Raw genomic sequence first — 24,065 nt, 5'->3', positions numbered from 1 at the left:
CCCGGTGCCGGTCGGCGACGGTCCCGTCCGACACCTGCGGCGAGGGTGGCGACGGCGACTGCGGCGGCCACCGTCACCTCGACCCAGGGCAGCAGCACGAGCGTTCCGCCAGGGGCGAGGGAGTTGAGCTCAGCCAGCCTGTCGAAGTCGCCGATATCGTCGTTGATCACGCCGATCAGGCCCGCGAAGTCGGAGGAGACCTGCTGCCAGCGGCCCCGGAACGCCCCGATCGCGGCCGCGTCCGCGCGCTCGGCGGGCGTCGCCGCGGGGCGCTCGTGGTCGAGGACACCCCTGTCGATCTCGCCCATCGCGCCGACGATCGTCACGAAGTCGTTCTGCAGGCTCACCACCTGGCCGTGGGTCATGATCGGCCGAAACGAGGCCACCAGTCGGTTCGCAGACCCGGCATCGGACGCGAGCCCGGACGCGAACGGATGCACGATGAGGATTGCGCAGGCGAGCGCGATGCCCGCGGCCCCCGCGGTCCTCGCGGCGCGTTGCCGGGAGCGGAGAATCGCCGCGGCCGACACGATCAAGAGGACTCCCGAGCCCGCTATGACGTACGGAAGAAAGCTCAGACCGCGAATCGATGCAAGACGCTGATAGTCGGGGCGGGAAGTCTGAACGGCAGCCAGAAGATTAGATGAGCGTGCCTGGATCGCGTCGGACTGTCGGGCGAATTCAGCGACCAGCGGGGCGTCCTGAGCTTGTATTCGGCGTGCCGACAATTCGCCCTCGATCCCGCCCGAGAACGCGGACAATGCGGTGATATCGGCCTGGACCCGGGTGAGCGATTCCGTGGTCATATGCGGCCGGAACCGATCGATCATCTGGTCGCCCCCGGCCGCGGCGTAGGGGACACCGTCGGCCGCCGGGCCGACGGCCAGCAGCACGCCGACGATGCCGACGAGCCAGATCAGCAGCGGGCGCGCGACCCGGCCACGGGATGTCCCGCTGGGTGCCCCCACAGCGCGGAGCTGCGGGAGCCCTGCGAACACGGGCCGATAGCTGGCGGCTACCCGCTGTGGTGACCGGTGAGGTGCCACAGGCCGGTGAAGTTGTTGAACGGTCCGCCGACGATCTGGCTGGTCCACTGCAGGGTGTAGTCGCCGCTGCCGTCGATCGAGCCGGAGACCGCGCTGGTCTTGCCCGGGAACCCGCCGCCCGGCTTGGGGGCGCCCTGGTTGAACACCTGGCCATTCCAGGCGACGCCGAACGCGTCCAGATCGCCGGACAGGCTGCTGCCGTTCTGGTTGATGGTGGGGACCGAGGTGCCCTTGCCCGTCTGCGGGTCGGTCGCCTTGGTCGAGGTGGTGAAGGCGGAGCCGAAGAAGCTCTCGGGACCGGTGACCTCGCCCTGGTACGAGCCCGGGGTGAGCGATCCGGACAGCGGCGTGAACGTCTTGTCCGACTCCGACGAATTACCGTTTGCGAGGAACGGACCGGACGCCGTTCCGCTGGGCAGGATCATCCGGAAATACGACCCCGGGCCGATCGAGAACGTGCCGTGGAGGCTCGCGGCCTGCGCCACGCCCGTGCCTGCGATCACCGATGAGGCCGTGGCCGCGGCGACCACTATTCCGGCGGTGAAGAACTTGAGCGTGCGGCCCGAGTGGGATCGCTGCATGAATGCTCCTTGGTCTCGAAATGAGAAGTTGCTGTGTGTGTTTTCTCGGTCGATTCCAGGACGGTACAGCCGCACGTTGCAGGTGCGAATAGTAAGAATCAGGGCGAGCGTGAGTCGCTACCGCCAGCCGAGGCCGGGAGCGACCTGAGTGAGCAGGTTCTCCAGCAGCCTCGCGTTGTATTCGACGCCGAGCTGGTTGGGGACGGTGACGAGGAGGGTGTCGGCCTCGGCGATCGCCTCGTCGCCGCGGAGCTCCTCGACCAGTACGTCGGGCTCGGCGGCGTAACTGCGGCCGAAAACCGCTCGGGTCGAGTCGATCACCCCGACCTGGTCCGTGCTGCCCCGCTCGCGGCCGAAGTAGGCGCGGTCCACATCGTCGACGATCGGGATGATGCTGCGGCTCACGGACACTCGCGGCGCACGGTCGTGGCCGGCGTCCTTCCACGCCGCCCGGAACGCGCGGATCTGCTTGGCCTGCTGGACGTGGAAGGGCTCGCCGGTCTCGTCGTCCTTCAGCGTCGAGCTCATGAGGTTCATGCCGCGGCTCGCCGCCCACACGGCGGTGGCATCGGATCCGGCGCCCCACCAGATGCGGTCACGCAGCGTGGGGGAGTGCGGCTCGATCCGCAGCAACCCGGGCGGGTTGGGGAACATCGGGCGCGGGTTCGGTTGCGCGAAGCCCTCGCCCGACAGCACCTGCAACAGCACCTCGGTGTGGGTGCGGCCCATGTCGGCGTCGCTCTGGCCGTCGGTGGGTACGTAGCCGAAATACTTGTAGCCCTCGATGACCTGCTCCGGCGATCCGCGGCTCACCCCGAGTTGCAGGCGTCCGCCGGCGATGAGGTCGGCGGCGCCGGCGTCCTCGGCCATGTACAGCGGGTTCTCGTAGCGCATGTCGATGACGCCGGTGCCGATCTTGATGGTCGACGTCTTCGCGCCGATCGCCGCGAGCAGTGGGAACGGAGAGCTGAGCTGGTTGGCGTAGTGGTGCACGCGGAAGTAGGCGCCGTCGACGCCGAGTTCCTCAGCGGCCACTGCGAGATCGATCGACTGGTGCAGCACGTCCGCCGCCGACCGGGTCTGCGATTGCGGCGATGGGTTCCAGTGACCGAAGGACAGGAATCCGATGTTCTTCACGAACCGTTGAACCGTCAAACATGCCGGGTTGTTCCCCGTTCCTGGCGATCACAGCCACGTCATCGCGAGTCCGACGGTCACGGCCGCGATCGCGATGAGCGACAGATTGAGGGCGATGTGACGATCCCCGCGACGCAGGTGGACCCGCGTCGCGAGAAGCTGCAACACCACGAGCCCGACGGCTGCCGCGAGCGCGAGCCACGGTGCGATACCGGTGAGGGGCGGCAGGATCAGCCCGATGGCGCCGAGCATCTCGATGGCGCCGATGGCCCGCACAGCAGACATCGGCGTGGTGTCCACCCAGGCCATCATCGGCAGGAGTTGCTCGCGGCTCCGGATCAGCTTCACCCCGCCCGCGTACAGATAGAACGCGGCGAGCAGGCCGGCGACGACCCAGTACGCGATGGCCACTCTGTGCTCCATTCCGGGTTTCGGGATTCCGGGTTTCGGGCGACGTCTCCCCTATCGATTCCACCGCCTGGATCCGGGAACCGTCCAACACCTGTTCCGGCAGGGCGATACCGAACGGGTATCGTCGCAGCATGGAGCTGCGTGTGCTGCGGTATTTCGTCGCCGTCGCCGAGGAACTCCACTTCGGCCGCGCCGCCGCCCGGTTGCACATCAGCCAACCGCCCCTGAGCCGCGCGATCCAGCGCTTGGAGATCGAGGTGGGCGCGTCCCTGCTCCGTCGTTCCGCGGCGGGCGTCTCGCTCACCCCCACCGGCGCCGTCCTACTTGAGGAGGCCCGCGGACTGCTCGCCCAGGCCGACGGGCTTCGCGTGCGGGTCGCGGCCGCGGCGGGCGCGGCCACCGTCACCGTCGGGCTGCTCGGGGACAGTCGCGACCCGGGCGCGTCCCGGCTGGCCGAGGCCTACCGGCGGCGGCACCCCGGTGTGGAGGTGCGGATCCGGGCGGCCGACCTGACCGACCCCACCTGCGGGCTGCGCGCCGGCATGGTGGACGTGGCTCTGACCCGCGCGCCGTTCGACGAGAGGGGCCTGACGGTGCGCGAGTTGCGCGCCGACGGGGTGGGCGCCGTGCTGCGCGCCGACGACCCGTTGGCCCGCCGCGATCGATTGCGGCTGGCCGACCTCGCCGACCGGGAGTGGTTCCAGTTCCCCGATGACACCGACCCGGCGTGGCGGACGTACTGGAACGGCGGAGAGCGACGCGCGGGCCCGGTGGTACACGGTGTCCAGGAGTGCCTACAGGCGGTGCTGTGGAACGGCACCGTCGGGATGACCCCGCTGGGGCACGATCACCCCGCCGAGTTCGCGGTGATCGAGGTGGAGGACATGCCGCCGAGCCGAGTGGTCGTGGCATGGCGGGGCGTCGACGCCGATCCGCTGATCCGATCGTTCGTCGAGATCGCGACCGCCGCATATCGCTGACGATCGCCCAGCGGCATGATGGCGAGGTGACGGACTCGTGGGCTTCGTCGGCGGGCGTGCGCCGCTCGATGCAGGGCAACCGGGGCCGGGACACCGGGCCCGAACTCGCGTTGCGCCGCGCCGTCCACGCGCGGGGACTGCGGTACTTCGTCGACCGCGCCCCGTTGCGCGGTGTGCGGCGGCGCGCCGATCTGGTGTTCCCGCGGGCGCGGGTCGCGGTGTTCCTCGACGGCTGCTTCTGGCACGGCTGTCCCGAACATCACACGGTGAGCAAGACCAACGCCGGGTTCTGGGCGGAGAAGGTGCGTGCGAACCGCGCCCGGGACGCGGACACCGACACGCGACTGGCCGAGGCCGGGTGGGCCGTGGTGCGTGTGTGGGAGCACGAGGACCCGACGGTGGCCGCTGCGGCGGTGGAGGCGGCAGTACGCGAGCGGCGCGCGATCCGCGCGGGTCGGCGCCCGATCGAGGGCGGTCGGAGTGACGATCCCGGCGTTCCGCGGAACGCTCCCGGAGTTGCTGACCGCGTCAGAGGTGGTTGCGGCTCAGGAACAGCGAGACCAACTCGCCGAGCCGGGCGCTCTCGGGGGCCGTGAAGAGGTGCCCGGCACCGTCGACCTCCGCGTACTGGGCGCCGCTGATGGCGTCCGCGAGGGCGCGGGTGGACGCCGGCAGCACGATGCGGTCGTGCGTCGCACCCACGACCAGCGTGGGGACGCGGATCCCGGGCAGCGCCGCGCGGACGTCGACGGACCGCACCAGGTCCAGCTGCGGCGCCAGGCCGGCGGCCCGGCCGCGGTGGTAGTCGGCGAGCAGGTCGACGGTGGCCGGGGGAGTCGTGGCCAGCTTTGCGGGGCTGCCGGTCGAGAGCAGTAGCAGCCGCGCCAGATCGTCGATGCGGTCCGCCCGGGCCAATGCCGCGTACAGCTCGGCGAACGCCCGGGACTGTGCGTCCGACGCGGCGAAGCCGACGACGAGCACGAGCCCGCTGACCCGGTCTGGGTGCCGGGCCGCGGCGGTGACCGCCACCGTCGAACCCAGCGAGAGGCCGAGGACGGGGAAGCGCTCGTGGCCCCCGGCGACAGCGGCGGTGACCAGCTCGTCGGCGAGATCCTCGACCCGCAGGGGCGCGGCAGCCGGAGGACGCCCGCCCGAGCCGGGATAGTCGACGCCTGTCAGTGTCCGGCCGGGAAGGTGGGTCGACAGCATCATGAAGTTGTCGGCCACGCCGCCGCCCGCGCCGTGGGCGAGGACGAGCGGGGGGCCGGAGCCGACGGTGACGGGGGTGACCGATGCCATGCGTCGGATCGTAGGGACCCGACCGAGCGGGCCGGTCAGCGGCTCGGCGAGTCGAGCGATCGCACGACCACGGCGCCGACCTCGCCGAGGACCGACGATCTCGCCTGCTCGCGGCGGGCTGTGCGGGCATCGTTGCGATCGCCGTGAACCCGCGGATCACGGGTGTCGTTCTACCGGTCGACCGTGGCGCGCCTGGTAACTCTGGGTGAAGTCCTCCCGGCTCACGCCATAAGGCGTTGCGGCGCTTGCTTACAGCGGCCTTGGGTGCGTGCCCGGTTCGGTGGGCAAGTCCCCGGCAACCGAGGGATAAGAGGCCGTGGACAGGATCGTCGGCATGAGTCAGCCGCCACGGCCCGCAGCCGGATACCGCCCCTCGTACGGACCTGGAAGGGGCGGCGCCGGGCAACCGCAGACGCCGCCCGTCTTCCGCACGCCGGAGGCACCGGGGACGTTCCGCGGAACGCGGGAAGCCGCCGCGCCGGGAACGTTCCGCGGAACGCCGGGCCCGGGGACTGTGGGCCCGGGAGTTCCGGGACCGGGCATGCGGGCACCGTCGTACCCGGGCGGTGCGCCGGCCGGGAACGCGACGGTGGTCCTGAGCCTGGAGAACTGGCCGCTGCGGTGGTGGCTGTACCTGGTGGGCCCGACGGTGACGATCGACGGTCGTGTCGTGGCGGAGGGCTGGGGACGCAGCAGCATCCCGGTGTCGGCGGGACCGCATCGGATCGCCGTCGCGTGCGGCGGCGGCGTGCGGCGCGGCATCTGGTCCACGCGCGCCGAACTCGACTTCTCCGCCGCACCCGGGCAGGTCGTGCCGGTGTTCTACCGCGCAGGCACCAGCCGGCTGTGGAACGCCCGCATCGGCCACGAGTCCCGTATGTACCCGGGGGTGATCGGCGACGCGGTGATCTTCGTGGTCTCGCTCTTGGTGGCGCTGGCGATCGTGGGCGTGGCGGTCCTGCACGCGGCCGGCTGACCCCGGCGCGGGACCGGTTCGTGTCGGTGCCGTTGACTACAGTGATGCCGTGAACACAACGGGCATCGTGATCCTGGTCGCCGTCGTCGTCATCCTGCTGGTCATCGCGGCGCTGACGACGGGTTACTACCTGAACAAGCGGCGTAGGGTCTCGCTGAAGGACGAGCCCATCGTGCCGAAGAGCTTGGACAAGTCGGGGGGATACAAGGCCGGCGGCGGGTTCAACTTCAGCGAGGGGCCGGGCGCGAAGGTGCCCGAGCCGGTCACGCCTGACAAGCCGAAGTCGGCGCCGAAGGCCGAGGCTGCGGCCGCCGCCGGCCTCGCCGAGTCGCCCGCCGAGGCGGCGACGGAGGAATCGGAGGCACGAGTCGAGGCGGAGGAGTCCGTCGGTGAGGACCTCGCCCCCGAGGTCGAGCCCGCGCCCGGCGGGGACACGCTGGTCGCGAAACCGGACGGCGCCACCGCGCCCGCGGCGCCAGGTTCCGCCGCGGCGCCTAGTGGCTCCGACCTGGCCGCTCTGGCGGAGACGCCCGCTGAGGAGGCGAAGGAGGACGAGCAGGCACAGCTCGACGCGGAGGCCGCTGCGGGTGCCCAGCTCGAGCCCGACGTGGAGATCGCGCCGGGTGGCGACACCGTGGAGCCGAAGGGCGGGGCGGTCACCGTTGAAACCGAGCCCGAGCCCGCGCGCCCCGCGCTCGACGAGATCGAGCCCACGGCCGGGCGGCTGGACCGACTCAAGGGTCGCCTGGCGCGATCGCAGTCGACCGTCGGTGTGTCGCTGCTCGGTCTGCTCGGCGCGGGTGACCTCGACGACGAGTCGTGGGAGGAGATCGAGGACACCCTGCTGCTGGCCGACCTGGGCACCCCGACGACGCTCAAGGTGACCGAGTCGCTGCGCGACGAGATCGCCGCGAACGGCGTTGCCGACGCCACTCAGGCGCGGGCGCTGCTGCGGAAGGTGTTGATCGCCGAGCTGCGGCCCGAGCTGGACCGGTCGATCCGCGCGCTGCCGCACGCGGGCGCGCCGTCGGTGCTGCTGGTGGTGGGCGTCAACGGAACCGGTAAGACGACCACCACGGGCAAGCTCGCGCGGGTGCTGGTCGCAGACGGGCGGCGGGTGCTGCTGGGCGCTGCGGACACGTTCCGTGCGGCCGCGGCCGACCAGCTGCAGACATGGGCCGAGCGGGTGGGGGCGGAGGTGGTGCGTGGCAAGGAGGCAGCCGACCCGGCCGCTGTTGCGTTCGATGCCGTGGCGCGTGGCACCGAGCAGGGGGTCGACGTGGTGCTGATCGACACCGCCGGCCGCCTGCACACCAAGACCGGCCTGATGGACGAGCTGGGCAAGGTGAAGCGCGTCGTGGAGAAGAAGGCCCGGGTCGACGAGGTGCTGCTGGTCCTGGACGCCACCATCGGCCAGAACGGTCTCACCCAGGCGAAGGTGTTCGCCGAGGTCGTGGACATCACCGGCGTCGTACTCACCAAGCTGGACGGCACTGCCAAGGGCGGCATCGTGTACGCCGTGCAGCACGAGCTGGGCGTGCCCGTGAAGCTCGTCGGGCTCGGGGAGGGCGCCGACGACCTGGCGCCGTTCGAGCCCGCGGCGTTCGTGGACGCGCTGCTGGGATAACCCGCCCACCTGGGTCGAACGCCTGTCGGTTAGCGATCGCTAACCGTGCGGTCGGCGTAGGTGAACCAGACGTTACGTACTACCCCGGCCGCGGCGGGTCCGTGGTTCACAAGAACGAAACATTACCTGCCGCTTCAGGAAACATCCCCCTAGCAGTCTTCTCCTCACTGGCTCGGTCGCGCGAGATCAACCCCACTGCGGCCGATGAGAAGGAGGATTTTGGTGACACTACCAATGACGGCATTCCCCATAATGGGGCAACCGGACACCGGAGACACGGCCTGGATGCTCGCGAGCTCGGCGCTCGTCCTACTGATGACCCCGGGTCTGGCGTTCTTCTACGGCGGCATGGTGCGGTCGAAGAACGTGCTCAACATGATCATGATGAGCACCGTGGCCATGGGTGTGGTGACGGTGCTGTGGTCGATATACGGGTTCTCCGAATCCTTCGGTAACTCGGAGGGGGGCCTGTTCGGCAGCTTCGGGCAGTACTTCGGGCTCAAGGGGCTGATCCAGGGCAACGCGTCGGCGGCGGTCGCGGCCACCAAGACCTCACCAGCAGTGGCCGCGGTGAACCTCCCGGTGATCGGTACGGCGCCTGATTACATACCGACGCTGGTCTTCGTAGCCTTCCAGCTGATGTTCGCGATCATCACCGTCGCCCTCGTCTCGGGTGCGATCGCCGACCGGCTGAAGTTCGGTTCGTGGGTTGCGTTCACTGCGCTCTGGGCCACCTTCGTCTACTTCCCGGTGGCGCACTGGGTGTTCGCCTTCGACGGCACCACCGGTGAGCACGGCGGCTGGATCGCCAATAAACTCAAGGCGATCGACTTCGCTGGTGGAACGGCGGTCCATATCAACTCCGGCGCCGCGGGCTTGGCGCTGGCACTCGTCCTTGGAGCCCGGAAGGGCTGGCCGAAGGCCGCGATGCGGCCGCACAACCTTCCGTTCGTGATGTTGGGCTCCGGCCTGCTGTGGTTCGGGTGGTACGGGTTCAACGCCGGCTCGGCGCTGACGTCGGGCGGTGACGCTGCTTCGACCTTCATCACCACCACCATCGCGACCGGCGCCGCCATGCTCGGCTGGCTCCTCGTGGAGAAGCTGGTCGACGGCCACGCCACGTCGCTGGGTGCGGCCTCAGGGGTAGTCGCAGGACTGGTGGCGATCACCCCGTCCTGCTCCTCTGTGAACGTGCTCGGCGCGCTGGCCATCGGCTTCATCACCTCGGTGGTCTGTGCCTTCGCCATCCGGCTCAAGTACAAGCTCAAGTACGACGACGCGCTCGACGTGGTGGGTGTCCACATGATCGGCGGGCTCATGGGCACGCTGCTCGTCGGCTTCTTCCTCTGCCCGCAGTCGCCCGCGGCCACCTCGGGACTGTTCGCCAACACGAAGGGGCTGTTCTACGGAGGCGGCCTCGACCAACTCTGGCGGCAGGCGGTGGGTGGCTTCTCGGTCATGGCCTACTCGTTCGTCGCTACGCTGATCATCGCGCTCGTCATCAAGTACACGATCGGGCTGAGGATGTCCGACGAGGAGCAGGCCGAGGGTGCCGACGAGACGCAGCACGCGGAGACCGCGTACGACATCACGTCGGGCAGCGGTGCTGGTAGCGGTCTCAGCGTCAGCACGAAGGTATAGCGAGTAGTCGGCCGAGATCAGGAAACGGGAAGGACTCACCGGATATGAAGCTGGTTACAGCAATCGTCAAGCCGTTCACGCTCGAGGATGTGAAGTCGGGGCTGGAACAGGCCGGCATCCTGGGGATGACCGTGAGCGAGGTTCAGGGCTACGGCCGTCAGAAGGGCCACACCGAGGTGTACCGCGGTGCTGAGTACTCCGTCGACTTCGTGCCGAAGGTGCGGGTCGAGGTGGTCGTCGACGACGCTGCCGTCGACAAGGTGGTCGAGGTGATCGTCGAGGCGGCCCGGACGGGCAAGATCGGCGACGGCAAGGTATGGGTCACCCCCGTCGACTCGGTGGTGCGCGTGCGCACCGGCGAGCGCGGTGGGGACGCCCTGTGACCTTGATGTGATGCCTTGACAGTAGACAAGACGCCGGGCGCGGCGACCGACCTCGTGGCGGCCCGCGCCCGGCTTCTCGAACGATCCTCCGGCTCCGGCCGCCTAGACCCCCGCGCCCTGCGTGACGCACTCGGCGACCTCGCCGAGGTCTGGCTCACCACGCACGGGCTGCAGGCCGGAATCCGCCCGGACAGCGGCCTCGCCCTCGTGGCCGTGGGCGGCCTCGGCCGTCGAGAGCTGCTCCCGTACTCCGACTTCGATCTGATCCTGTTGCACGACAACGGGGTTGCCCCAGAGGTGGTCGGCGAGGCCGCCGACCAGATCTGGTACCCCCTCTGGGACGCCCACGTGAAGCTCGACCACAGCGTCCGCACCGTCCCGCACGCTCTGCAGGTGGCCGCGACCGACATGACCGCGGCGCTCGGGATGCTCGACGCCCGGCACATCGTGGGCGACGAGGAGCTGTCCAGCCTGCTGATCGCCGGCGTACGGCGGCAGTGGCGTGCCGACATCCGCGGCCGCTTCGACGAGCTGGTGGAGCAGGCCAGGGACCGCTGGCGGCGCAGCGGCGAGATCGCCCACCGCGCCGAACCCGACCTCAAGAGCGGGCGCGGCGGCATGCGCGACGTGCAACTGCTGCACGCTCTTTCGATCGCGCAGCTGACCGACGCCGTGCCGGGCCTCGCCGGCCCGCAGAGCGGGAACCTGGCGCACGCGCACCAGCGGCTGCTGGACACCCGGACCGAGCTGCACCGCATCTCGCGGCGGGCACGTGACCAGCTGCGGGCACAGGACGCCGACGAGATCGGTGCCGCGCTGCGCGTCGGCGACCGATTCGACCTGGCGCGCACCATCTCCGACAGTGCGCGCACGGTGAGCTTCGCCGTCGACCTGGGGATTCGGACAGCGGGAAATGCTCTGCCCCGCAAGGGGATCGCGCGTATCCGTCGGGCGCCCGCTCGGCGTCCGCTGGCCGAGGGAGTGGTCGAGCAGGGCGGCGAGGTGGTGCTCGCCCGCGATGCACAACCCGCGCGCGACCCGGGCCTGACGGTGCGCGGCGCCGCGGCGGCGGCGGCCAACGCCCTGCCGATCTCGGCGGCCACGCTGATGCGGCTCGCCGACTCCGCGCCCGAGCCGCGCGAGCCGTGGCCGGCCGAGGCCCTCGACGACCTGATCCTGCTGCTGGGGTCCGGGCGACGCGCCATCCCGGTGATCGAGGCGCTGGACCGCACCGGCCTGTGGGGCCGGCTGCTGCCCGAGTGGGGCGCGGTGCGGGACCTGCCGCCGCGCGACGCCATCCACACGTGGACCGTGGACCGTCACCTGGTCGAGACCGCCGCGTGGGCTGCGAGCTTCGCCACCCGCGTCAGCCGGCCCGACCTCCTGGTGCTCGGCGCGCTGCTGCACGACCTCGGGAAGGGGCGCGGCGGCGACCACAGCATCGTGGGCGCCGAGATCGCGGCGCAGGTGTGCCGTCGCATCGGCCTGCCGGAGGCGGACGCCGCCGTCATCGAGTCGATGGTGCGCTACCACCTGCTGCTGCCGGAGATCGCGACCCGCCGGGACCTGGACGACCCCGACACCGTCGAACGCGTCGTGGTCGCGCTGGGCCGGGACCCCGTGCTGCTCGAGCTGCTGCACAGCCTCGCAGAGGCCGACTCGCTGGCCACCGGGCCGGGCGTGTGGGGCGACTGGAAGTCGTCGCTCATCGGGGACCTCGTCCGCCGGGCGCGCCTGGTGATGGACGGGCAGCCACTGCCCGAACCCGAGCCGGTGCCCGACGAGATCGCTGAGCAGGCGGCGGGGGGCGGGACGCACGTGAGCATCGCCCCGGCGCCTCAGCGTGGGCCCAACACATACACCGTCACCGTCGTCAGCCCGGACGGGAAGGGGGTCCTCGCGCGGATGGCCGGAGTACTCGCGCTCGCCGGGATGCGGGTACACGACGCGTCGGTGACCGGTGTCGCGGGCGCGGCCGTCAACCGGTTCGTGGTGGTGCCGGGCTTCGGCACGCCCCCCGACGGTGCGGTGGTGCGGCAGCGGCTCATCGCGGCCGTCGAGGGCGCGACGGACGTGCTCGCGGAGCTGGAGGCGCGGGAGCGGGCGACGCAGCCACCGGTCGGTGGAGGGGAGACCGCTCCGCCGCTCAGGTCGCCTGCACCGGCTCGGATCCTGTGGCTCGACCTGCCTGGGCCCGGCGCGCGTGAGGTGGGAGTACCGGGGGCGCAGCCGGCACCGTCGGGCCCCAGCCTGCTGCTCGAGCTGCGGGCGGGCGACCGCCTGGGCCTGCTCGCTCGGGTCGCCGCGATCCTGGAGCAGAAGGGCGCCGACGTCGCGTGGGCCCGCGTGGTCACGCACGGCGCGTCGGTGGTCGACACGTTCGCGCTGACGCCCCCCGCCGGCGCCGGCGCGGAGTTCCGGACGGCCGTCGAGGAGGCGATTTCGGCGGTGGTTCCGGCAACCGAGCCGCCTCCGGCCCCGGACGAGCTCGGCGCCCGATAGGCTGGCCGGGTGTTCGACTCTCTCTCCGACCGCCTCACAGGCGCGCTCAAGGACCTGCGCGGCAAGGGACGGCTGACCGACGCGGACATCGACGCGACATGCCGCGAGATCCGACTCGCGCTGCTCGAGGCCGATGTCGCGTTGCCGGTCGTCCGTTCCTTCGTCGCGCGGGTGAAGGAACGGGCCAAGGGCCACGAGGTCTCGGCGGCGCTGAATCCCGCCCAGCAGATCGTCAAGATCGTCAACGAGGAGCTCATCGGGATCCTCGGTGGCGAGACCCGGCGCCTCAACCTGGCCAAGAACCCGCCGACGGTGATCATGCTCGCCGGCCTGCAGGGCGCTGGTAAGACCACCCTCGCCGGCAAGCTGGCCGCCTGGCTGCGCAAGCAGGGTCACACGCCGCTGCTCGTGGCCTGCGACCTGCAGCGGCCGGGCGCCGTGAGCCAGCTGCAGATCGTGGGTGAGCGCGCGGGCGTGCCCGTGTATGCGCCGCACCCCGGCACCTCCGTGGGCGGCGAGGGCACGCTCGGCGTGAGCGCGGCCGACCCCGTCGACGTTGCTCGGCGCGGTATCGCCGAGGCGCAGACCCGCCAGCACGACGTGGTGATCGTCGACACCGCCGGCCGCCTCGGCATCGACGCAGAGCTGATGGCGCAGGCCGCCGGGATCCGCGATGCGGTGAACCCCGACGAGGTGCTGTTCGTCCTCGACGCCATGATCGGCCAGGACGCCGTGACCACGGCCCAGGCGTTCGCCGACGGTGTCGGGTTCACCGGCGTCGTGCTGACCAAGCTCGACGGTGACGCCCGTGGTGGCGCGGCGCTGTCGGTCCGCGAGATCACCGGCAAGCCGATCCTGTTCGCGTCCACGGGCGAGAAGCTCGACGACTTCGACGTGTTCCACCCGGACCGCATGAGCTCGCGGATCCTGGGCATGGGCGATGTGCTCTCGCTGATCGAGCAGGCCGAGCAGGTGATGGACCAGCAGCAGGCCGAGGCCGCCGCTGCCAAGATCACCTCCGGCGAGCTGACGCTGGAGGACTTCCTCGAGCAGATGCTGATGATCCGTCGGATGGGGCCGATCGGAAACCTGCTGGGCATGCTGCCCGGCGCGGGGCAGATGAAGGACGCCCTCGCGCAGGTGGACGACAGCCAGCTCGACCGGATCCAGGCGATCATCCGGGGCATGACGCCCGCCGAGCGCGCCGACCCGAAGATCATCAACGCGTCCCGCCGGCTGCGGATCGCGAAGGGCTCCGGCGTGACCGTGACCGACGTGAACCAGCTGGTGGACCGGTTCTTCGAGGCTCGCAAGATGATGTCGCAGATGGCCGGCTTCGGCGCGCCCAAGCGGATCCCCAAGCGCAAGCAGCAGAAGGGCAAGAAGGGTAGGAAGGCATCGGGCCGCGGGCCCACGCCGCCGCGTAACCAGCGGGCCCTGCCGGGCGGGATGCCGGGTGGTGTGCCCGGTATGCCCGCGGGTATGGACCTGTCGCGGATGCCCCAGGGGCTCAACCAGCTGCCGCCCGGGCTCGAGGGGATCGACATGGCCGAGATCGAGCGGCAGCTGAAGAAGAAGCGGAGTTGAGGTGGGCGACGCCCCCGGCCCGGTGCTGCACTTCCGCGGGTCGGTCCTGCCCGACGGGCCCGCCGAGTTCTGGGTGGTCGCCGACGGGTCCTCCCGCAGCGAGGAACGAGCGGAGGGTGCGACGCGTCTCGTCGACACCGACGGGTCCTCCCGCAGCGAGGAACGAGCGGAGGGTGCGACGCGTCTCGTCGACACCGGTGTCGTGCGGTTCGCTCCGCAGGCCGGCGCGGCCGTCGAGCTGAGCGGCTGGGCCGTGCCGGGCCTCGTCGACGCGCACTGCCACGTGGGTATCGCGCCGTCCACCGCGCCGACGCTGGAGCTGGCTCGGTCGCTGGCGCGGGACGACGTGCGGGTGGGTGTCACCGTCATCCGCGAGCCGGGGTCGAACCTGGACACGTCGCCGCTCGACGACGAGCTCGACATGCCGCGGTTCGTGCGGATGGGCCGGCACATCGCGCTGACCCGCCGCTACATCCCCGGTCTCGGCGTCCAGCTGGACGAGCAGGCGCAGCTGGTCGACGAGGTCCGCCGGCAGGCTGAGGCCGGGCACGGCTGGGTGAAGATCGTGGGCGACTGGATCGACCGGTCCGTCGGCGACCTCGCGCCGCTCTGGCCCGACGACGTGCTCGCCGAGGCTGTGGGCGTGGCGCACGCGGCCGGCGCCAAGGTCGCCTCGCATGTGTTCGGTGAGGACGCGCTGCCCGGCCTCTTGGCCGCCGGTGTCGACTGTATCGAGCACGGGTCGGGGCTGACCGACGAGACCATCGCGCAGCTGGTCGAGCGCGGGGTGGCGCTGGTACCCACGCTGGTCCAGATCGCCAACTTCCCGTCGATCGCCGAGCCCGCGTTGGGCAAGTACCCGACGTACGCGAAGCACATGAACGCCCTGTACGAGCGGCGCTACGACACGTACCGCGCGGCGTTCGACGCGGGCGTGCCGATCTACGCCGGCACCGACGCGGGCGGCTTCAACGCACACGGCCGGTTGCCCGCCGAGATCGCTGAGCTGACGCGCGTGATGCCCCCGGCCGACGCGGTCGCCGCCGCGTCGTGGCGCGCGCGGGAGTGGCTCGGGTTCGCCGGGATCGATGACGGTGCGCCTGCCGACTTCGTGGTGTACGCCGACGACCCGCGCGAGGTGGTGGCGGCGGGTGGGGCGCTCACGCCCGCGAACGTGGTGCTGCGCGGGCGTGTCGCCCGCTGACGACGGCGACACACTGTTGCGCGCAACAATGCAACACTGGGCCTCATGTTCGAGTCGTTCTCATTGGTCCAGGTGAACCTACGCCAATACCGGAGCATCGAGGCGGCCGAGGTGGAGCTCAGCCCCTTGACGCTGTTTGTGGGACCGAACGGATCCGGCAAGAGCAACTTCCTGGACGCGCTGCGACTTACGTCCGAGGCGCTCACGGGTGGTCTCGACCAGGCACTCCGAAGTCGTGGCGGCATTGGCGAGGTCCGGCGCAGATCGACGGGGCATCCCACCCACTTCACGATCGAAATCGCCTTCCGCGGTGCGGGTTTCGACGGTTGGTATTGCTTCACAGTCGCCGCGGTTCGCGGCGGTGGATACAGGGTTTCCCGCGAGACGTGTGACATCTGGCTCGATGAGAACGGAGCCAAGGGCGATCGCCACGGTGATAGGCGTTACGCCGTGATCGACGGCGTCGTGTCGTGGTCCGAGCCGGTGCTTCCGCCGGCGAACGATAAGCGCCTGTATCTGGTGGCCGCCGCTGGCCTGCCTGCGTTCCAAGCGGTATTCGACGGGTTGTCGGGTATCAGCGTGTTCAATATCGTTCCCGACGTCATGCGTCGGCCCGCCGCGCCTGACCCGGGGGACGTACTGGCGCGAGACGGAGCCAACATCGCCTCGGTCGTTCGGTGATTGGGCGAATCGGTCGATGGCCGTCGTGAGATGGAGCGCATCGAGGAATACCTACAGGTGGTGGTACCGGGGATGCATTCGGTGACGACCGAACAGCTCGGCAATTGGGAGAACCTGTCGTTCAGCCAGGACGTTCTCGGTGCGAAGAGCCCGTGGAGATTCGCCGCCCAGTCGGTGTCGGACGGGACGTTGCGGGCGCTGGCCGTGCTCGTCGCACTGTTCGCACCGAATGCGACATCGCCTGGGGTGGTCGGGATCGAAGAGCCGGAGTCCGCGTTGCACCCTGGCGCGGCGGGGGTACTTCTGGACGCGCTGCGTGAAGCCAGCGAAGAGCGGCAGGTCCTTGTCACCAGCCACAGTCCTGATCTGCTCGATCGGGCGGACATTTCTGTCGACCAGATCCGTGCGGTGCGGTCGATCGACGGACGTACGGTCATCGGTCCGCTCGACGCTGCGGGAACATACGCGATGCGTGAACGACTGTTCACCCCGGGCGAGCTTCTGCGTTCGGATCAACTGCAACCGTCTGTTGCTCACGACACGGTGTCACAGCCGTGAGCGAGCTGCCCGTCATCGTCTCGGTTGTCGAGGGATACGGCGAGGTTCCGAGCTTGCCGGTTCTGCTGCGACGGGTGGCGCTCGAGGTGCATGGGACCTTGTGCGAGGTGCCGACGCCGCATCGGCTCCCCTCCGGTAACATGCGCAAGCCGGACGAGCTGGCGAGGGCGGTTCGGACACAGGCACAGCGCGTGGGCGATCTAGGCGGAGTGCTCATCGTCATGGACGGGGACGTCACCGATGTTCCCTGCGCGGTCGATCTCGCAGAGGAGCTTGCGCCGGAGCCGGGGCTCGTCTCGGTCCGAACCGAAGTCGTGATACCGGTCTTCGAGTTCGAGGCTTGGTTTCTCGCGGCAGCGTCGTCACTCGCCACTCATAGTGCGGTGGACGAGATTGCGCAGGATTGCGCAGATGCAGAGCCCGCCGAGGTGCCAAAGAACGACTTTCAGCCCTGATGACCGTCAAGTACGTCCCGACCAGGCACCAGCCGGCGTTCGCGGCGCGCATGGATCTGGAAGCTGCACAGCGGAACAGTCGCTCGTTCCGCAGGTTCGTGCACGCTGTGGGGCTGTTGCTCGGTTAGCTGGCCTGCTTGCGCGCGCTGCCCGGCTTCGCGTAGACCGGCACCCGCTCCTGCCCGGTGCGGGCGGCGATCGCGTCGATCAACCGGTCGGTCGCGCGGCGGATCGAGACCTCGTCGTCGATGCTGACGTCGCTCATGTCCAGCGGCGGCAGGACGTCGACGGTGACGCGGCTGCGGAGGAACGTCCTGCGGTTGCGGCCGTCGGTGCCGGTGAGCGCGATCGGGACGACCGGGGTGCCGGTGGCGGCGGCGACCCGGATCACGCCCGTGTGGCCCTTGTAGATGCGGCCGTCGGGGGAGCGGGTGCCTTCCGGGTGGATGCCCCATGCGCCGCCACTGCGGACGATCTTCGTGGCCGCGTCGATCGCGGGGGAGGCCTTGGCCCCGCCGCTGCGGTCCACCGGGATCTGCCCCATCCCCGAGAAGAAGACCTTCTTGACCCTGCCGCGAAGGCCGGGCTGTGTGAAGTAGTCGGACTTTGCCAGAAACATCACCGGGCGTCGCGCGCTCTGCACCACGAAGAAGGAGTCGGAGATGGCCAGGTGGTTGGCGGCCAGGATCACCGGCCCGGTCCGCGGGATGTGCTGGCGCCCGGTCACTCGGGGCCGGCCCCACACCCACAGGGCCGGACCGATCAGCGCATGTCGCGCCACCCGGTAGCGGAACGTCGAACGCAGGGAGTCGAGAGACATGCACATGCTTCTACCCGACTCCGGGCTGCTGCGTCCCCGGTTACGCGTAACGTTCCCCGGTCGATCAGCCGACGGGGACCGGCTGCCGATCCGAAGCGGCCTTCGCCGACTGCTTCTTGGCAGGACGCTTGCGCCCCACCCACCACTGCGCCTTCGGCGCGCGACTGAGCAGCTCCACGATGACGACGGTGACGGCCACCGTCACCGCGTACGCCAGGAGGGTCGCCCACGGTGCGGAGACGTGTGCCAACAGCCAGGGCTGCGTGCCCTGCTTGGGCAGCAGCAGGAGGCTCAGCACCATGACGTGCGCCAGAAAGACACCGAACGAGCGCTTGGCGCCGTAGGACGCGACGGCCGTGAGGCGCGGCAGGCGCTCCATGTTTCGGGCCAGCAGCAGCCCGATCGTGTAGATCGCGGCGATCAGCACCACGTACAGCACCATGCTGGACGGCTGGAACGCGCCCGAGGCGTCGATCGGGACCGCGCCGCCGCGAAGTTGCAACCGGTACAGCAGCTGCTCGCCGACGATCGTGATCGCCGAGGCCGCGAACACCAACGGCGCGTGCCGAACGAGCGCGGCCTCGACCCGCTCACGGTGCGCAGCGGTGACGGCGCCGAGCACGATGAAGAACTGGTACGGCAGGAACGTGGCATAGGCGTGCCACCAGTGCTGCCCCCACCAACCGGTGGTCGGCGCCCAGTGCGTGATGGCCACGTACATACCCAGCTGCAGCGCGGCGCTGACCGTCAGCAGCCGTAGGTGATGACCACTGGTCTTGCGCACCAGCCACAGCAGCGCGGGGAACAGGGCGTAGGCCTGGATGGTGACGAATATGAAGTACAGCTGGTAGCCGTTCAGACCGCCCCACACGACGTTCTCCCACAGATCGCCGAGGCTCACCGGGATGCGGGTGAAGTGACCCGTCGTGACCATGTCGAACACCCAGTACGCCACCGCCCACAGCACGAACGGGATGGTCACCAGCGGCAGCCGCTTCCGCCAGAACTGCAGGGGTCGCAGGCGGGGCTTGTCGAGCGTGCCGTACGCGAGCACCAGGCCGGTCAGCGCGAAGAAGGCGTTACGAGTGAAATGCAGATTGAGCGCGATGGCGTCGGTGACGGTGCCGCCCACCTCGTTGTTCGTGTTGGTGAGGGTGTGCAGGAAGATCACCAGCAGGAACGTGATGACGCGGACGAAATCCAGCTGATAGAGATACCCCGAGCGACGGGCTCCGACAGGGCGGGCCGCAGTGGCGGGGGGTGCCATCGTCGTCGACATGATCTCGATCGTGCGCTCCTATTCTGGGAGGTCTCTGCTAGGCCACTTCGAGTGCTCTCAAGCCGATCTCGCGTCCCTCGAGGGGGATCTCAAGGATACCCGACACTCAGTGCATGAAGTGGGTTTGCGCGGGCTGGTGTGGCGGATTCGGTCCTGCCGCCTCGGCCAGCCCGGTGAGGCGCGTGAGGGTGGTCTTGAGGTCGTCCCGCAACCGTCGGGCGAGATCGAGCGAGAATCCCTCCCGTACCACGATGCGCAGGACTGCGACGTTCTGTGCATTCGCCGGCATGGTGTAGGCGGGCACCTGCCAGCCGTAGGTCCGCAGCTCGTGGGAGATGTCGAAGACGGTGATCGGGGCGTCGGCGGCCAGGGCCAGTGTGATCACCGGCAGCGCGGAACCGTCGGTGATCACGGTGAGCGGCGGCAGGTCGGCGAGCTCGCGTGCGAGCCACGTCGCCGTACCGCGCAGTGTCTGCATGATGCGTGTGTAGCCGGCGCGGCCGAGGCGTAGGAAGTTGTAGTACTGCCCGATGATCTGGGCGCCCGGGCGGGAGAAGTTGAGCGTGAACGTGGGCATGTCGCCGCCGAGGTAGTTCACGTGGAAGACGAGGTCGTCGTCGAGATGCGCGCGGTCCCGGAAGATCACGAAGCCGATCCCGGGGTAGGTGAGGCCGTACTTGTGTCCCGACACGTTGATCGACGCCACCCGCGGAAGGCGGAAGTCCCACGCGAGGTCCGGATCGAGGAACGGGGCGACGAAGCCTCCGCTCGCGGCGTCGACGTGGACGGGCACATCGGGCCCGCCCGACGCAGCCAGCTCGTCGAGCGTCGCGCATACCCCCGCGACGTCCTCGAACTCGCCGGTGAACGTGGTCCCGAGGATCACGATCGCGCCGATCGTGTGCTCGTCGACGGCGTCGCGCACCTGCTGCGGCGTGATCGTGTACCGGCCGGGTTCGACCGGCAGATACACCGGCTCGACATCGAAGTAGCGGCAGAACTTCTCCCACACGACCTGCACGTTGCTGCCCAGCACCAGCTTCGGTCGAGAGACGTCGCCGCCCGCCGCGCGGCGCTGCTTCCGCCAGCGCCACTTGAGTGCGAGCCCCGCCAGCATGACCGCCTCGGACGAGCCGATCGTCGACGCGCCGGTCGCCGACGAGGGGTCGGCGGGGTCGAGGCCGGGCGCGTGGAACAGGTCGGCGACCATCGCGATGCACCGCGATTCGATCCTGGATGTCGCGGGGTACTCGTCGTGGTCGATCGCGTTCTTGTCGAACGACTCGGACATGAGCACCTCGGCCTGGGGCTCCATCCAGGTGGTCACGAAGGTCGCGAGGTTCATCCGCGACTGTCCGTCGAGCATGATCTCGTCGTGGATGAAGCGGTAGACCTCGGCGGCGGTGCGTTCGGTCTCGTCGAGGCTGGTACGCGGCACCGGGCCGGTGCTGAGCCGGCCGGCATAGGCCGGGACGAGCACGGACTCGTCGTCCAGGATCTGTGCTGCGTCGGCGGCGGCGGCGGCGGAGGCGGAGTCGGCGGAGGAGTCGGCGGAGGAGTCGGAAGAGGCGCTGTCTCGGGACACGGAGTCGTTGCTCGGCACGGGGCCGACCGTAGTGGATTTCGCGCCCGCGGGTAGTGCGTGGCAGAATTGTCCGCTGCTGCCCGGGCCCGGTTACGTACCGACCGGAGCGGTCACCACTGAGACGGCAAAACCGGATGCGACCACCCTGGCGTATCGCTGAATTGCACCGTGACACAACGTAAGGAACCAGGCTTCTCATGGCTGTCAAGATCAAGCTCACGCGGCTCGGCAAGATCCGCACCCCCCAGTACCGTGTCATCATCGCCGACGCCCGCACCCGTCGTGACGGCCGCGCGATCGAGACCGTCGGCAAGTACCACCCGAAGGAGGAGCCGTCTCTCATCGAGATCGACTCCGACCGCGTGCAGTACTGGCTGGGCGTGGGTGCGCAGCCGACCGAGCCCGTGCTCGCCCTGCTGAAGATCACCGGCGACTGGCAGAAGTTCAAGGGCCTGCCGGGCGCCGAGGGCACCCTCAAGAAGGCTGCCGAGAAGCCCAGCAAGCAGGACCTGTTCAACGCGGCGCTGGCCGAGGCCGACAAGGAGCCTTCGGCTGCTGCGACCACGCCGCGCAAGCGTGCCGCCAAGGCCGACGCGCCCGCTGCTGAGGCCGAGGCGCCGGCTGCTGAGGCCGAGGCGCCCGCCGAGGCTCAGTGAGCGCCGTCGTCGCCGATGCCGTCGAGCACCTGGTGCGCGGCATCGTCGCCAACCCCGACGACGTGCGTGTCGATCTCATCACCGGCCGTCGAGGCCGCGTGATCGAGGTGCACGTGAACCCGGAGGACCTGGGCAAGGTCATCGGCCGCAGCGGCCGCACCGCCACCGCCCTGCGTACGCTGGTCGCCGGCATCGGCGGCAAGGGCATCCGGATCGACGTCGTCGACACCGATCGGGTCGACTGATCGCATGGAGCTGGTGATCGGGCGGGTCGTGAAGTCGCACGGCATCCGCGGCGAGGTGGTCGTGGAGGTGCGCACCGACTCGCCCGAGCTCCGGTTCGCCGACGGTGCTGTGCTGCGCGGTCGGCGGTCGGCGCGCGGCGGTGGGCTGACGGGCCCTGTCGAGACCTACACGGTGACGACCTCCCGGGAGCACTCCGGGAGGTTGTTGCTGACTCTGGCCGAGGTTGCGGACCGGACCGCCGCGGACGAGCTGCGCGGCACCCTGTTCGTGATCGACAGCTCCGAGGCGACGCCGAGCGCCGATCCCGACGAGTTCTACGACCACGAGCTCGAGGGGCTCGAGGTGCGCCTGATCGGCTCGGGTGAGGTGGTCGGCACGCTCGCCGAGGTGCTGCACTCGACCGGCGGCGAGCTGCTGTCGGTCACCGATCCGTCCGGTCGGGAGATCCTGGTGCCGTTCGTCTCGGCGATCGTGCCGGTGATCGACGTCGCAGGCGGGTTCGTCGAGATCGACCCGCCCGGCGGCCTGCTCGACCCGGACTTCGAGGCCTGAGGACGCGTTGCGCCGTGCGTATCGACGTTGTCACGATCTTCCCGGAATACCTGACGCCGCTGCGGCAGGCGCTGCTGGGGAAGGCGATCGACAAGGGACTGCTCGAGGTGGGCGTCCACGACCTGCGGGACTGGACCCACGACGTGCACAAGGCGGTCGACGACTCGCCGTACGGCGGCGGCCCCGGCATGGTGATGCGGCCGACGGTGTGGGGGCCCGCGCTCGACGACGTATGTCCCGACGGCGCTCTGCTCGTGGTGCCGACCCCCGCGGGCGTGCCGTACACGCAGGCGATGGCGCACGAATGGGCCACCGAGGAGCACATCGTGTTCGCGTGCGGCCGCTACGAGGGTATCGATCAGCGGGCGATAGACGATGCAGCGCGGCGCGTGCGCGTGCGGGAGGTGTCGATCGGCGACTACGTGCTGATCGGCGGCGAGGCCGCGGTGCTCGTGATGGTCGAGGCGTTTGCGCGGCTCATCCCCGGCGTGCTCGGCAACGCCGCGTCGCACCAGGACGACTCGTTCTCCGGCGGGCTGCTCGAGGGTCCGTCGTACACCCGGCCCGAGACCTGGCGGGAGCTGACGGTACCGCCCGTGCTGCTGTCCGGCGATCACGCGAAGGTCGCAGCGTGGCGGCGCGAGCAGTCGCTGGCGCGGACCGCCGAGCGCCGGCCGGACCTGCTGCCGCCGGTCGAGCGGTAGGACGCTACGCCTGGCGGGTGGCCAGCTCGAACGCGACCACCAGGTCCTCGCCGTAGGCGATCACATCGAAGCCGGGATCCGTCGACACCTTCATGAGCCCGCCCCCGATCGCGCCGCGTACGGCCGTCGCCATCGACACCGGCGACAGTGCGCGGAACTCACCCGACTCGACGCCGAGCGTAAGGATGGTCTCCAGCTCGAGCCGCGACATCGCGGCCAGCTGCGCGGGATCCACCCCCAGCTGCTCGAGCCGGAGCCCTGCATTGCTGCGGTAGTTCGAACCGATCTCGAGCAGCGCGAGTTGATGTGCGCGGTGCGTCGCGATGTAGCCGCAGTGCGCGCGGATGTGGGCGGCGAGCTTGCCGGCAGCGGTCGCCTCCGCATCGACCACCGGCTCCATGACCTCGATCAGCGATCGATACAGTTCCGCGACGATCGCGGCCACCAGCTCGTCCTTGTTCCCGAAGTGGTAGAGCACGACACTCATCGCGACGCCGACCCGGTCGGCGATCTTGCGGACCGAGGCCTGGTTGTAACCCAGCTCGGCGATGGTGTGGATCGCACAGTCCACGATCTGTGCCCGCCGGGCGATCTCGGTGAACGTCTCCGTCCGATTAGATCGCATGATCTAGAGGATAGATCACCCGACCCGGGCCCACGGGGCCGTGGAATCGGGCATCATGGCACCGGCTGGATCGGGGGATCCACCGCTGGGGGATATGCCATGGACGCTGCTGGTCTGCTCGCCGACGTCGAACGCCGGGCGGCGGAGCTCGCCCGAGTCGACGCCGAGTTCCGCGACGCGCGGGTCACCGCCCGCAGCCGGGACCGGCTGGTCGAGGTCACCGTCGACGTCCGGGGGCGACTCGTCGGCGTCGCGCTCGCGCCCGCGGTGCGGCGATCGTATCCGCCCGACGCGCTCGCCGCCTGCCTCGTCGACCTCGCCGCGCAGGCCGCCGCCTCGCTCGACGGTCACTATCGGCACCGTGCCGAGCTCGCCGTCGGGTCGGGGCAGTGATGACGCTCGAGATCGACCGCGGCGCGTGGAGCGCGGCCGCCCGGCGGGTCGCGGCGCTCGCCGTTCGCGTCCCGCCGGGCGTCGGGCTGCCGGACTCCGACGACCGGTACGGGCGCGCGGTGGCAGCCGTCGTCGCC

At 70.0% G+C, this 24,065-nt stretch carries 26 protein-coding genes and 1 pseudogene; 18 read left to right on the top strand and 9 right to left on the bottom strand.

Annotated features, from left to right (window positions below; translation table 11 throughout):
* The 4 genes from ABD908_RS20180 to ABD908_RS20165 all read right to left on the bottom strand — a co-directional run.
* A partial coding sequence (locus tag ABD908_RS20180) for a hypothetical protein (RefSeq protein WP_344999318.1) occupies nucleotides 1-998 on the bottom strand: 998 nt, incomplete at its 3' end.
* Between the two features lie 17 nt (nucleotides 999-1,015).
* A complete protein-coding gene (locus ABD908_RS20175; protein WP_385921576.1) occupies nucleotides 1,016-1,627 on the bottom strand; it encodes a hypothetical protein in 612 nt (203 codons plus the stop codon).
* A 117-nt stretch (nucleotides 1,628-1,744) separates the two neighbouring features.
* Nucleotides 1,745-2,764, bottom strand: coding sequence for an LLM class flavin-dependent oxidoreductase (locus tag ABD908_RS20170; RefSeq protein WP_344999316.1), 1,020 nt, complete (start codon nucleotides 2,762-2,764; stop codon nucleotides 1,745-1,747).
* Nucleotides 2,765-2,812: 48 nt separating this feature from the next.
* Complete coding sequence (locus tag ABD908_RS20165) at nucleotides 2,813-3,175, bottom strand: DoxX family protein (RefSeq protein WP_344999314.1); 363 nt, start codon at nucleotides 3,173-3,175, stop codon at nucleotides 2,813-2,815.
* 131 nt (nucleotides 3,176-3,306) lie between these two features.
* Between ABD908_RS20165 and ABD908_RS20160 the strand changes: the two genes are divergently transcribed.
* Together ABD908_RS20160 and ABD908_RS20155 are read left to right on the top strand one after the other, a co-directional pair.
* A complete protein-coding gene (locus ABD908_RS20160) occupies nucleotides 3,307-4,155 on the top strand; it encodes a LysR family transcriptional regulator (protein ID WP_344999312.1) in 849 nt (282 codons plus the stop codon).
* Between the two features lie 26 nt (nucleotides 4,156-4,181).
* Nucleotides 4,182-4,586 (top strand): annotated as a pseudogene (locus ABD908_RS20155) (very short patch repair endonuclease); the annotation flags it as partial.
* Between the two features lie 97 nt (nucleotides 4,587-4,683).
* Here the strand turns inward: ABD908_RS20155 and ABD908_RS20150 are convergent.
* The gene (locus ABD908_RS20150; RefSeq protein WP_344999310.1) at nucleotides 4,684-5,454 is read right to left on the bottom strand and encodes an alpha/beta fold hydrolase; all 771 of its coding nucleotides are present in this window, start codon (nucleotides 5,452-5,454) and stop codon (nucleotides 4,684-4,686) included.
* 334 nt (nucleotides 5,455-5,788) lie between these two features.
* Between ABD908_RS20150 and ABD908_RS20145 the strand changes: the two genes are divergently transcribed.
* From ABD908_RS20145 to ABD908_RS20095, 11 genes are all read left to right on the top strand, one after another.
* The gene (locus ABD908_RS20145; protein WP_344999307.1) at nucleotides 5,789-6,430 is read left to right on the top strand and encodes a hypothetical protein; all 642 of its coding nucleotides are present in this window, start codon (nucleotides 5,789-5,791) and stop codon (nucleotides 6,428-6,430) included.
* A gap of 49 nt (nucleotides 6,431-6,479) precedes the next feature.
* The gene (gene ftsY / locus ABD908_RS20140) at nucleotides 6,480-8,057 is read left to right on the top strand and encodes a signal recognition particle-docking protein FtsY (protein WP_344999305.1); all 1,578 of its coding nucleotides are present in this window, start codon (nucleotides 6,480-6,482) and stop codon (nucleotides 8,055-8,057) included.
* Nucleotides 8,058-8,291: 234 nt separating this feature from the next.
* Nucleotides 8,292-9,698: an ammonium transporter gene (locus tag ABD908_RS20135; RefSeq protein ID WP_344999322.1), complete on the top strand. Its 1,407-nt coding sequence runs from the start codon at nucleotides 8,292-8,294 to the stop codon at nucleotides 9,696-9,698.
* Between the two features lie 44 nt (nucleotides 9,699-9,742).
* Nucleotides 9,743-10,081 (top strand): P-II family nitrogen regulator, encoded by a 339-nt coding sequence (locus tag ABD908_RS20130; protein ID WP_344999303.1) that lies wholly within the window; start codon nucleotides 9,743-9,745, stop codon nucleotides 10,079-10,081.
* A 15-nt stretch (nucleotides 10,082-10,096) separates the two neighbouring features.
* Nucleotides 10,097-12,583, top strand: coding sequence for a [protein-PII] uridylyltransferase (locus tag ABD908_RS20125; protein ID WP_344999301.1), 2,487 nt, complete (start codon nucleotides 10,097-10,099; stop codon nucleotides 12,581-12,583).
* A gap of 9 nt (nucleotides 12,584-12,592) precedes the next feature.
* The gene (gene ffh, locus ABD908_RS20120; protein ID WP_344999299.1) at nucleotides 12,593-14,170 is read left to right on the top strand and encodes a signal recognition particle protein; all 1,578 of its coding nucleotides are present in this window, start codon (nucleotides 12,593-12,595) and stop codon (nucleotides 14,168-14,170) included.
* Nucleotide 14,171: 1 nt separating this feature from the next.
* Nucleotides 14,172-15,374, top strand: coding sequence for an amidohydrolase family protein (locus ABD908_RS20115; RefSeq protein ID WP_344999297.1), 1,203 nt, complete (start codon nucleotides 14,172-14,174; stop codon nucleotides 15,372-15,374).
* 45 nt (nucleotides 15,375-15,419) lie between these two features.
* Nucleotides 15,420-16,055 (top strand): AAA family ATPase, encoded by a 636-nt coding sequence (locus ABD908_RS20110; protein ID WP_344999295.1) that lies wholly within the window; start codon nucleotides 15,420-15,422, stop codon nucleotides 16,053-16,055.
* Nucleotides 16,056-16,085: 30 nt separating this feature from the next.
* Complete coding sequence (locus tag ABD908_RS20105; RefSeq protein ID WP_344999293.1) at nucleotides 16,086-16,613, top strand: AAA family ATPase; 528 nt, start codon at nucleotides 16,086-16,088, stop codon at nucleotides 16,611-16,613.
* Nucleotides 16,610-17,068 (top strand): hypothetical protein, encoded by a 459-nt coding sequence (locus ABD908_RS20100; RefSeq protein WP_344999291.1) that lies wholly within the window; start codon nucleotides 16,610-16,612, stop codon nucleotides 17,066-17,068. Before ABD908_RS20105 ends, ABD908_RS20100 begins: the two co-directional genes overlap by 4 nt.
* Nucleotides 17,068-17,196 (top strand): hypothetical protein, encoded by a 129-nt coding sequence (locus ABD908_RS20095; protein ID WP_344999289.1) that lies wholly within the window; start codon nucleotides 17,068-17,070, stop codon nucleotides 17,194-17,196. Before ABD908_RS20100 ends, ABD908_RS20095 begins: the two co-directional genes overlap by 1 nt.
* Here ABD908_RS20095 and ABD908_RS20090 read toward each other — a convergent pair.
* From ABD908_RS20090 to gad, 3 genes are all read right to left on the bottom strand, one after another.
* The gene (locus ABD908_RS20090) at nucleotides 17,193-17,888 is read right to left on the bottom strand and encodes a lysophospholipid acyltransferase family protein (protein WP_344999287.1); all 696 of its coding nucleotides are present in this window, start codon (nucleotides 17,886-17,888) and stop codon (nucleotides 17,193-17,195) included. The genes ABD908_RS20095 and ABD908_RS20090 overlap by 4 nt on opposite strands.
* Nucleotides 17,889-17,952: 64 nt before the next feature.
* Nucleotides 17,953-19,167, bottom strand: coding sequence for an acyltransferase (locus tag ABD908_RS20085; protein WP_344999285.1), 1,215 nt, complete (start codon nucleotides 19,165-19,167; stop codon nucleotides 17,953-17,955).
* Between the two features lie 106 nt (nucleotides 19,168-19,273).
* Nucleotides 19,274-20,665 (bottom strand): glutamate decarboxylase, encoded by a 1,392-nt coding sequence (gene gad, locus ABD908_RS20080; protein WP_344999320.1) that lies wholly within the window; start codon nucleotides 20,663-20,665, stop codon nucleotides 19,274-19,276.
* A gap of 284 nt (nucleotides 20,666-20,949) precedes the next feature.
* Here gad and rpsP point away from each other — a divergent pair, with 284 nt between their 5' ends.
* From rpsP to trmD, 4 genes are read left to right on the top strand one after another with little or no spacing between them, the layout of a single operon-like run.
* Nucleotides 20,950-21,408, top strand: a complete 459-nt coding sequence (gene rpsP / locus ABD908_RS20075; RefSeq protein WP_344999283.1) for a 30S ribosomal protein S16 — start codon at nucleotides 20,950-20,952, stop codon at nucleotides 21,406-21,408.
* The gene (locus ABD908_RS20070) at nucleotides 21,405-21,653 is read left to right on the top strand and encodes an RNA-binding protein (protein WP_344999281.1); all 249 of its coding nucleotides are present in this window, start codon (nucleotides 21,405-21,407) and stop codon (nucleotides 21,651-21,653) included. Before rpsP ends, ABD908_RS20070 begins: the two co-directional genes overlap by 4 nt.
* 4 nt (nucleotides 21,654-21,657) lie before the next feature.
* Nucleotides 21,658-22,206 carry a ribosome maturation factor RimM gene (gene rimM, locus ABD908_RS20065; RefSeq protein WP_344999279.1) on the top strand — a complete coding sequence of 183 codons (549 nt, stop codon included), beginning with the start codon at nucleotides 21,658-21,660 and terminating at the stop codon, nucleotides 22,204-22,206.
* 14 nt (nucleotides 22,207-22,220) lie between these two features.
* Nucleotides 22,221-22,910 carry a tRNA (guanosine(37)-N1)-methyltransferase TrmD gene (gene trmD / locus ABD908_RS20060; RefSeq protein ID WP_344999277.1) on the top strand — a complete coding sequence of 230 codons (690 nt, stop codon included), beginning with the start codon at nucleotides 22,221-22,223 and terminating at the stop codon, nucleotides 22,908-22,910.
* 4 nt (nucleotides 22,911-22,914) lie between these two features.
* Here trmD and ABD908_RS20055 read toward each other — a convergent pair whose 3' ends face one another.
* Entirely contained in the window at nucleotides 22,915-23,535 is a 621-nt protein-coding gene (locus ABD908_RS20055) for a TetR/AcrR family transcriptional regulator (RefSeq protein ID WP_344999275.1), read from the bottom strand.
* Nucleotides 23,536-23,634: 99 nt separating this feature from the next.
* Between ABD908_RS20055 and ABD908_RS20050 the strand changes: the two genes are divergently transcribed.
* The gene (locus ABD908_RS20050) at nucleotides 23,635-23,928 is read left to right on the top strand and encodes a YbaB/EbfC family nucleoid-associated protein (protein ID WP_344999273.1); all 294 of its coding nucleotides are present in this window, start codon (nucleotides 23,635-23,637) and stop codon (nucleotides 23,926-23,928) included.
* Nucleotides 23,929-24,065 lie beyond the last annotated feature (137 nt).

This window comes from Tsukamurella soli (genome assembly GCF_039541155.1).
GTDB classification, from domain to species: domain Bacteria; phylum Actinomycetota; class Actinomycetes; order Mycobacteriales; family Mycobacteriaceae; genus Tsukamurella; species Tsukamurella soli.
Note: the sequence above shows the minus strand (reverse complement) of the source record. Positions and strands in the feature narration are given on the sequence as shown.

What these genes read in the sequence shown, in the direction of transcription:
- ABD908_RS20175 (WP_385921576.1), bottom strand. Translation starts at nt 1,627, where the DNA reads ATGCAGCGATCCCACTCGGGCCGCACGCTCAAGTTCTTCACCGCCGGA.
- ABD908_RS20160 (WP_344999312.1), top strand. Translation starts at nt 3,307, where the DNA reads ATGGAGCTGCGTGTGCTGCGGTATTTCGTCGCCGTCGCCGAGGAACTC.
- ABD908_RS20150 (WP_344999310.1), bottom strand. Translation starts at nt 5,454, where the DNA reads ATGGCATCGGTCACCCCCGTCACCGTCGGCTCCGGCCCCCCGCTCGTC.
- ABD908_RS20145 (WP_344999307.1), top strand. Translation starts at nt 5,789, where the DNA reads ATGAGTCAGCCGCCACGGCCCGCAGCCGGATACCGCCCCTCGTACGGA.
- ABD908_RS20135 (WP_344999322.1), top strand. Translation starts at nt 8,292, where the DNA reads ATGACGGCATTCCCCATAATGGGGCAACCGGACACCGGAGACACGGCC.
- ABD908_RS20130 (WP_344999303.1), top strand. Translation starts at nt 9,743, where the DNA reads ATGAAGCTGGTTACAGCAATCGTCAAGCCGTTCACGCTCGAGGATGTG.
- ABD908_RS20110 (WP_344999295.1), top strand. Translation starts at nt 15,420, where the DNA reads ATGTTCGAGTCGTTCTCATTGGTCCAGGTGAACCTACGCCAATACCGG.
- ABD908_RS20105 (WP_344999293.1), top strand. Translation starts at nt 16,086, where the DNA reads ATGGAGCGCATCGAGGAATACCTACAGGTGGTGGTACCGGGGATGCAT.
- ABD908_RS20095 (WP_344999289.1), top strand. Translation starts at nt 17,068, where the DNA reads ATGACCGTCAAGTACGTCCCGACCAGGCACCAGCCGGCGTTCGCGGCG.
- ABD908_RS20090 (WP_344999287.1), bottom strand. Translation starts at nt 17,888, where the DNA reads ATGTCTCTCGACTCCCTGCGTTCGACGTTCCGCTACCGGGTGGCGCGA.
- ABD908_RS20085 (WP_344999285.1), bottom strand. Translation starts at nt 19,167, where the DNA reads ATGTCGACGACGATGGCACCCCCCGCCACTGCGGCCCGCCCTGTCGGA.
- rpsP (WP_344999283.1), top strand. Translation starts at nt 20,950, where the DNA reads ATGGCTGTCAAGATCAAGCTCACGCGGCTCGGCAAGATCCGCACCCCC.
- rimM (WP_344999279.1), top strand. Translation starts at nt 21,658, where the DNA reads ATGGAGCTGGTGATCGGGCGGGTCGTGAAGTCGCACGGCATCCGCGGC.
- ABD908_RS20055 (WP_344999275.1), bottom strand. Translation starts at nt 23,535, where the DNA reads ATGCGATCTAATCGGACGGAGACGTTCACCGAGATCGCCCGGCGGGCA.
- ABD908_RS20050 (WP_344999273.1), top strand. Translation starts at nt 23,635, where the DNA reads ATGGACGCTGCTGGTCTGCTCGCCGACGTCGAACGCCGGGCGGCGGAG.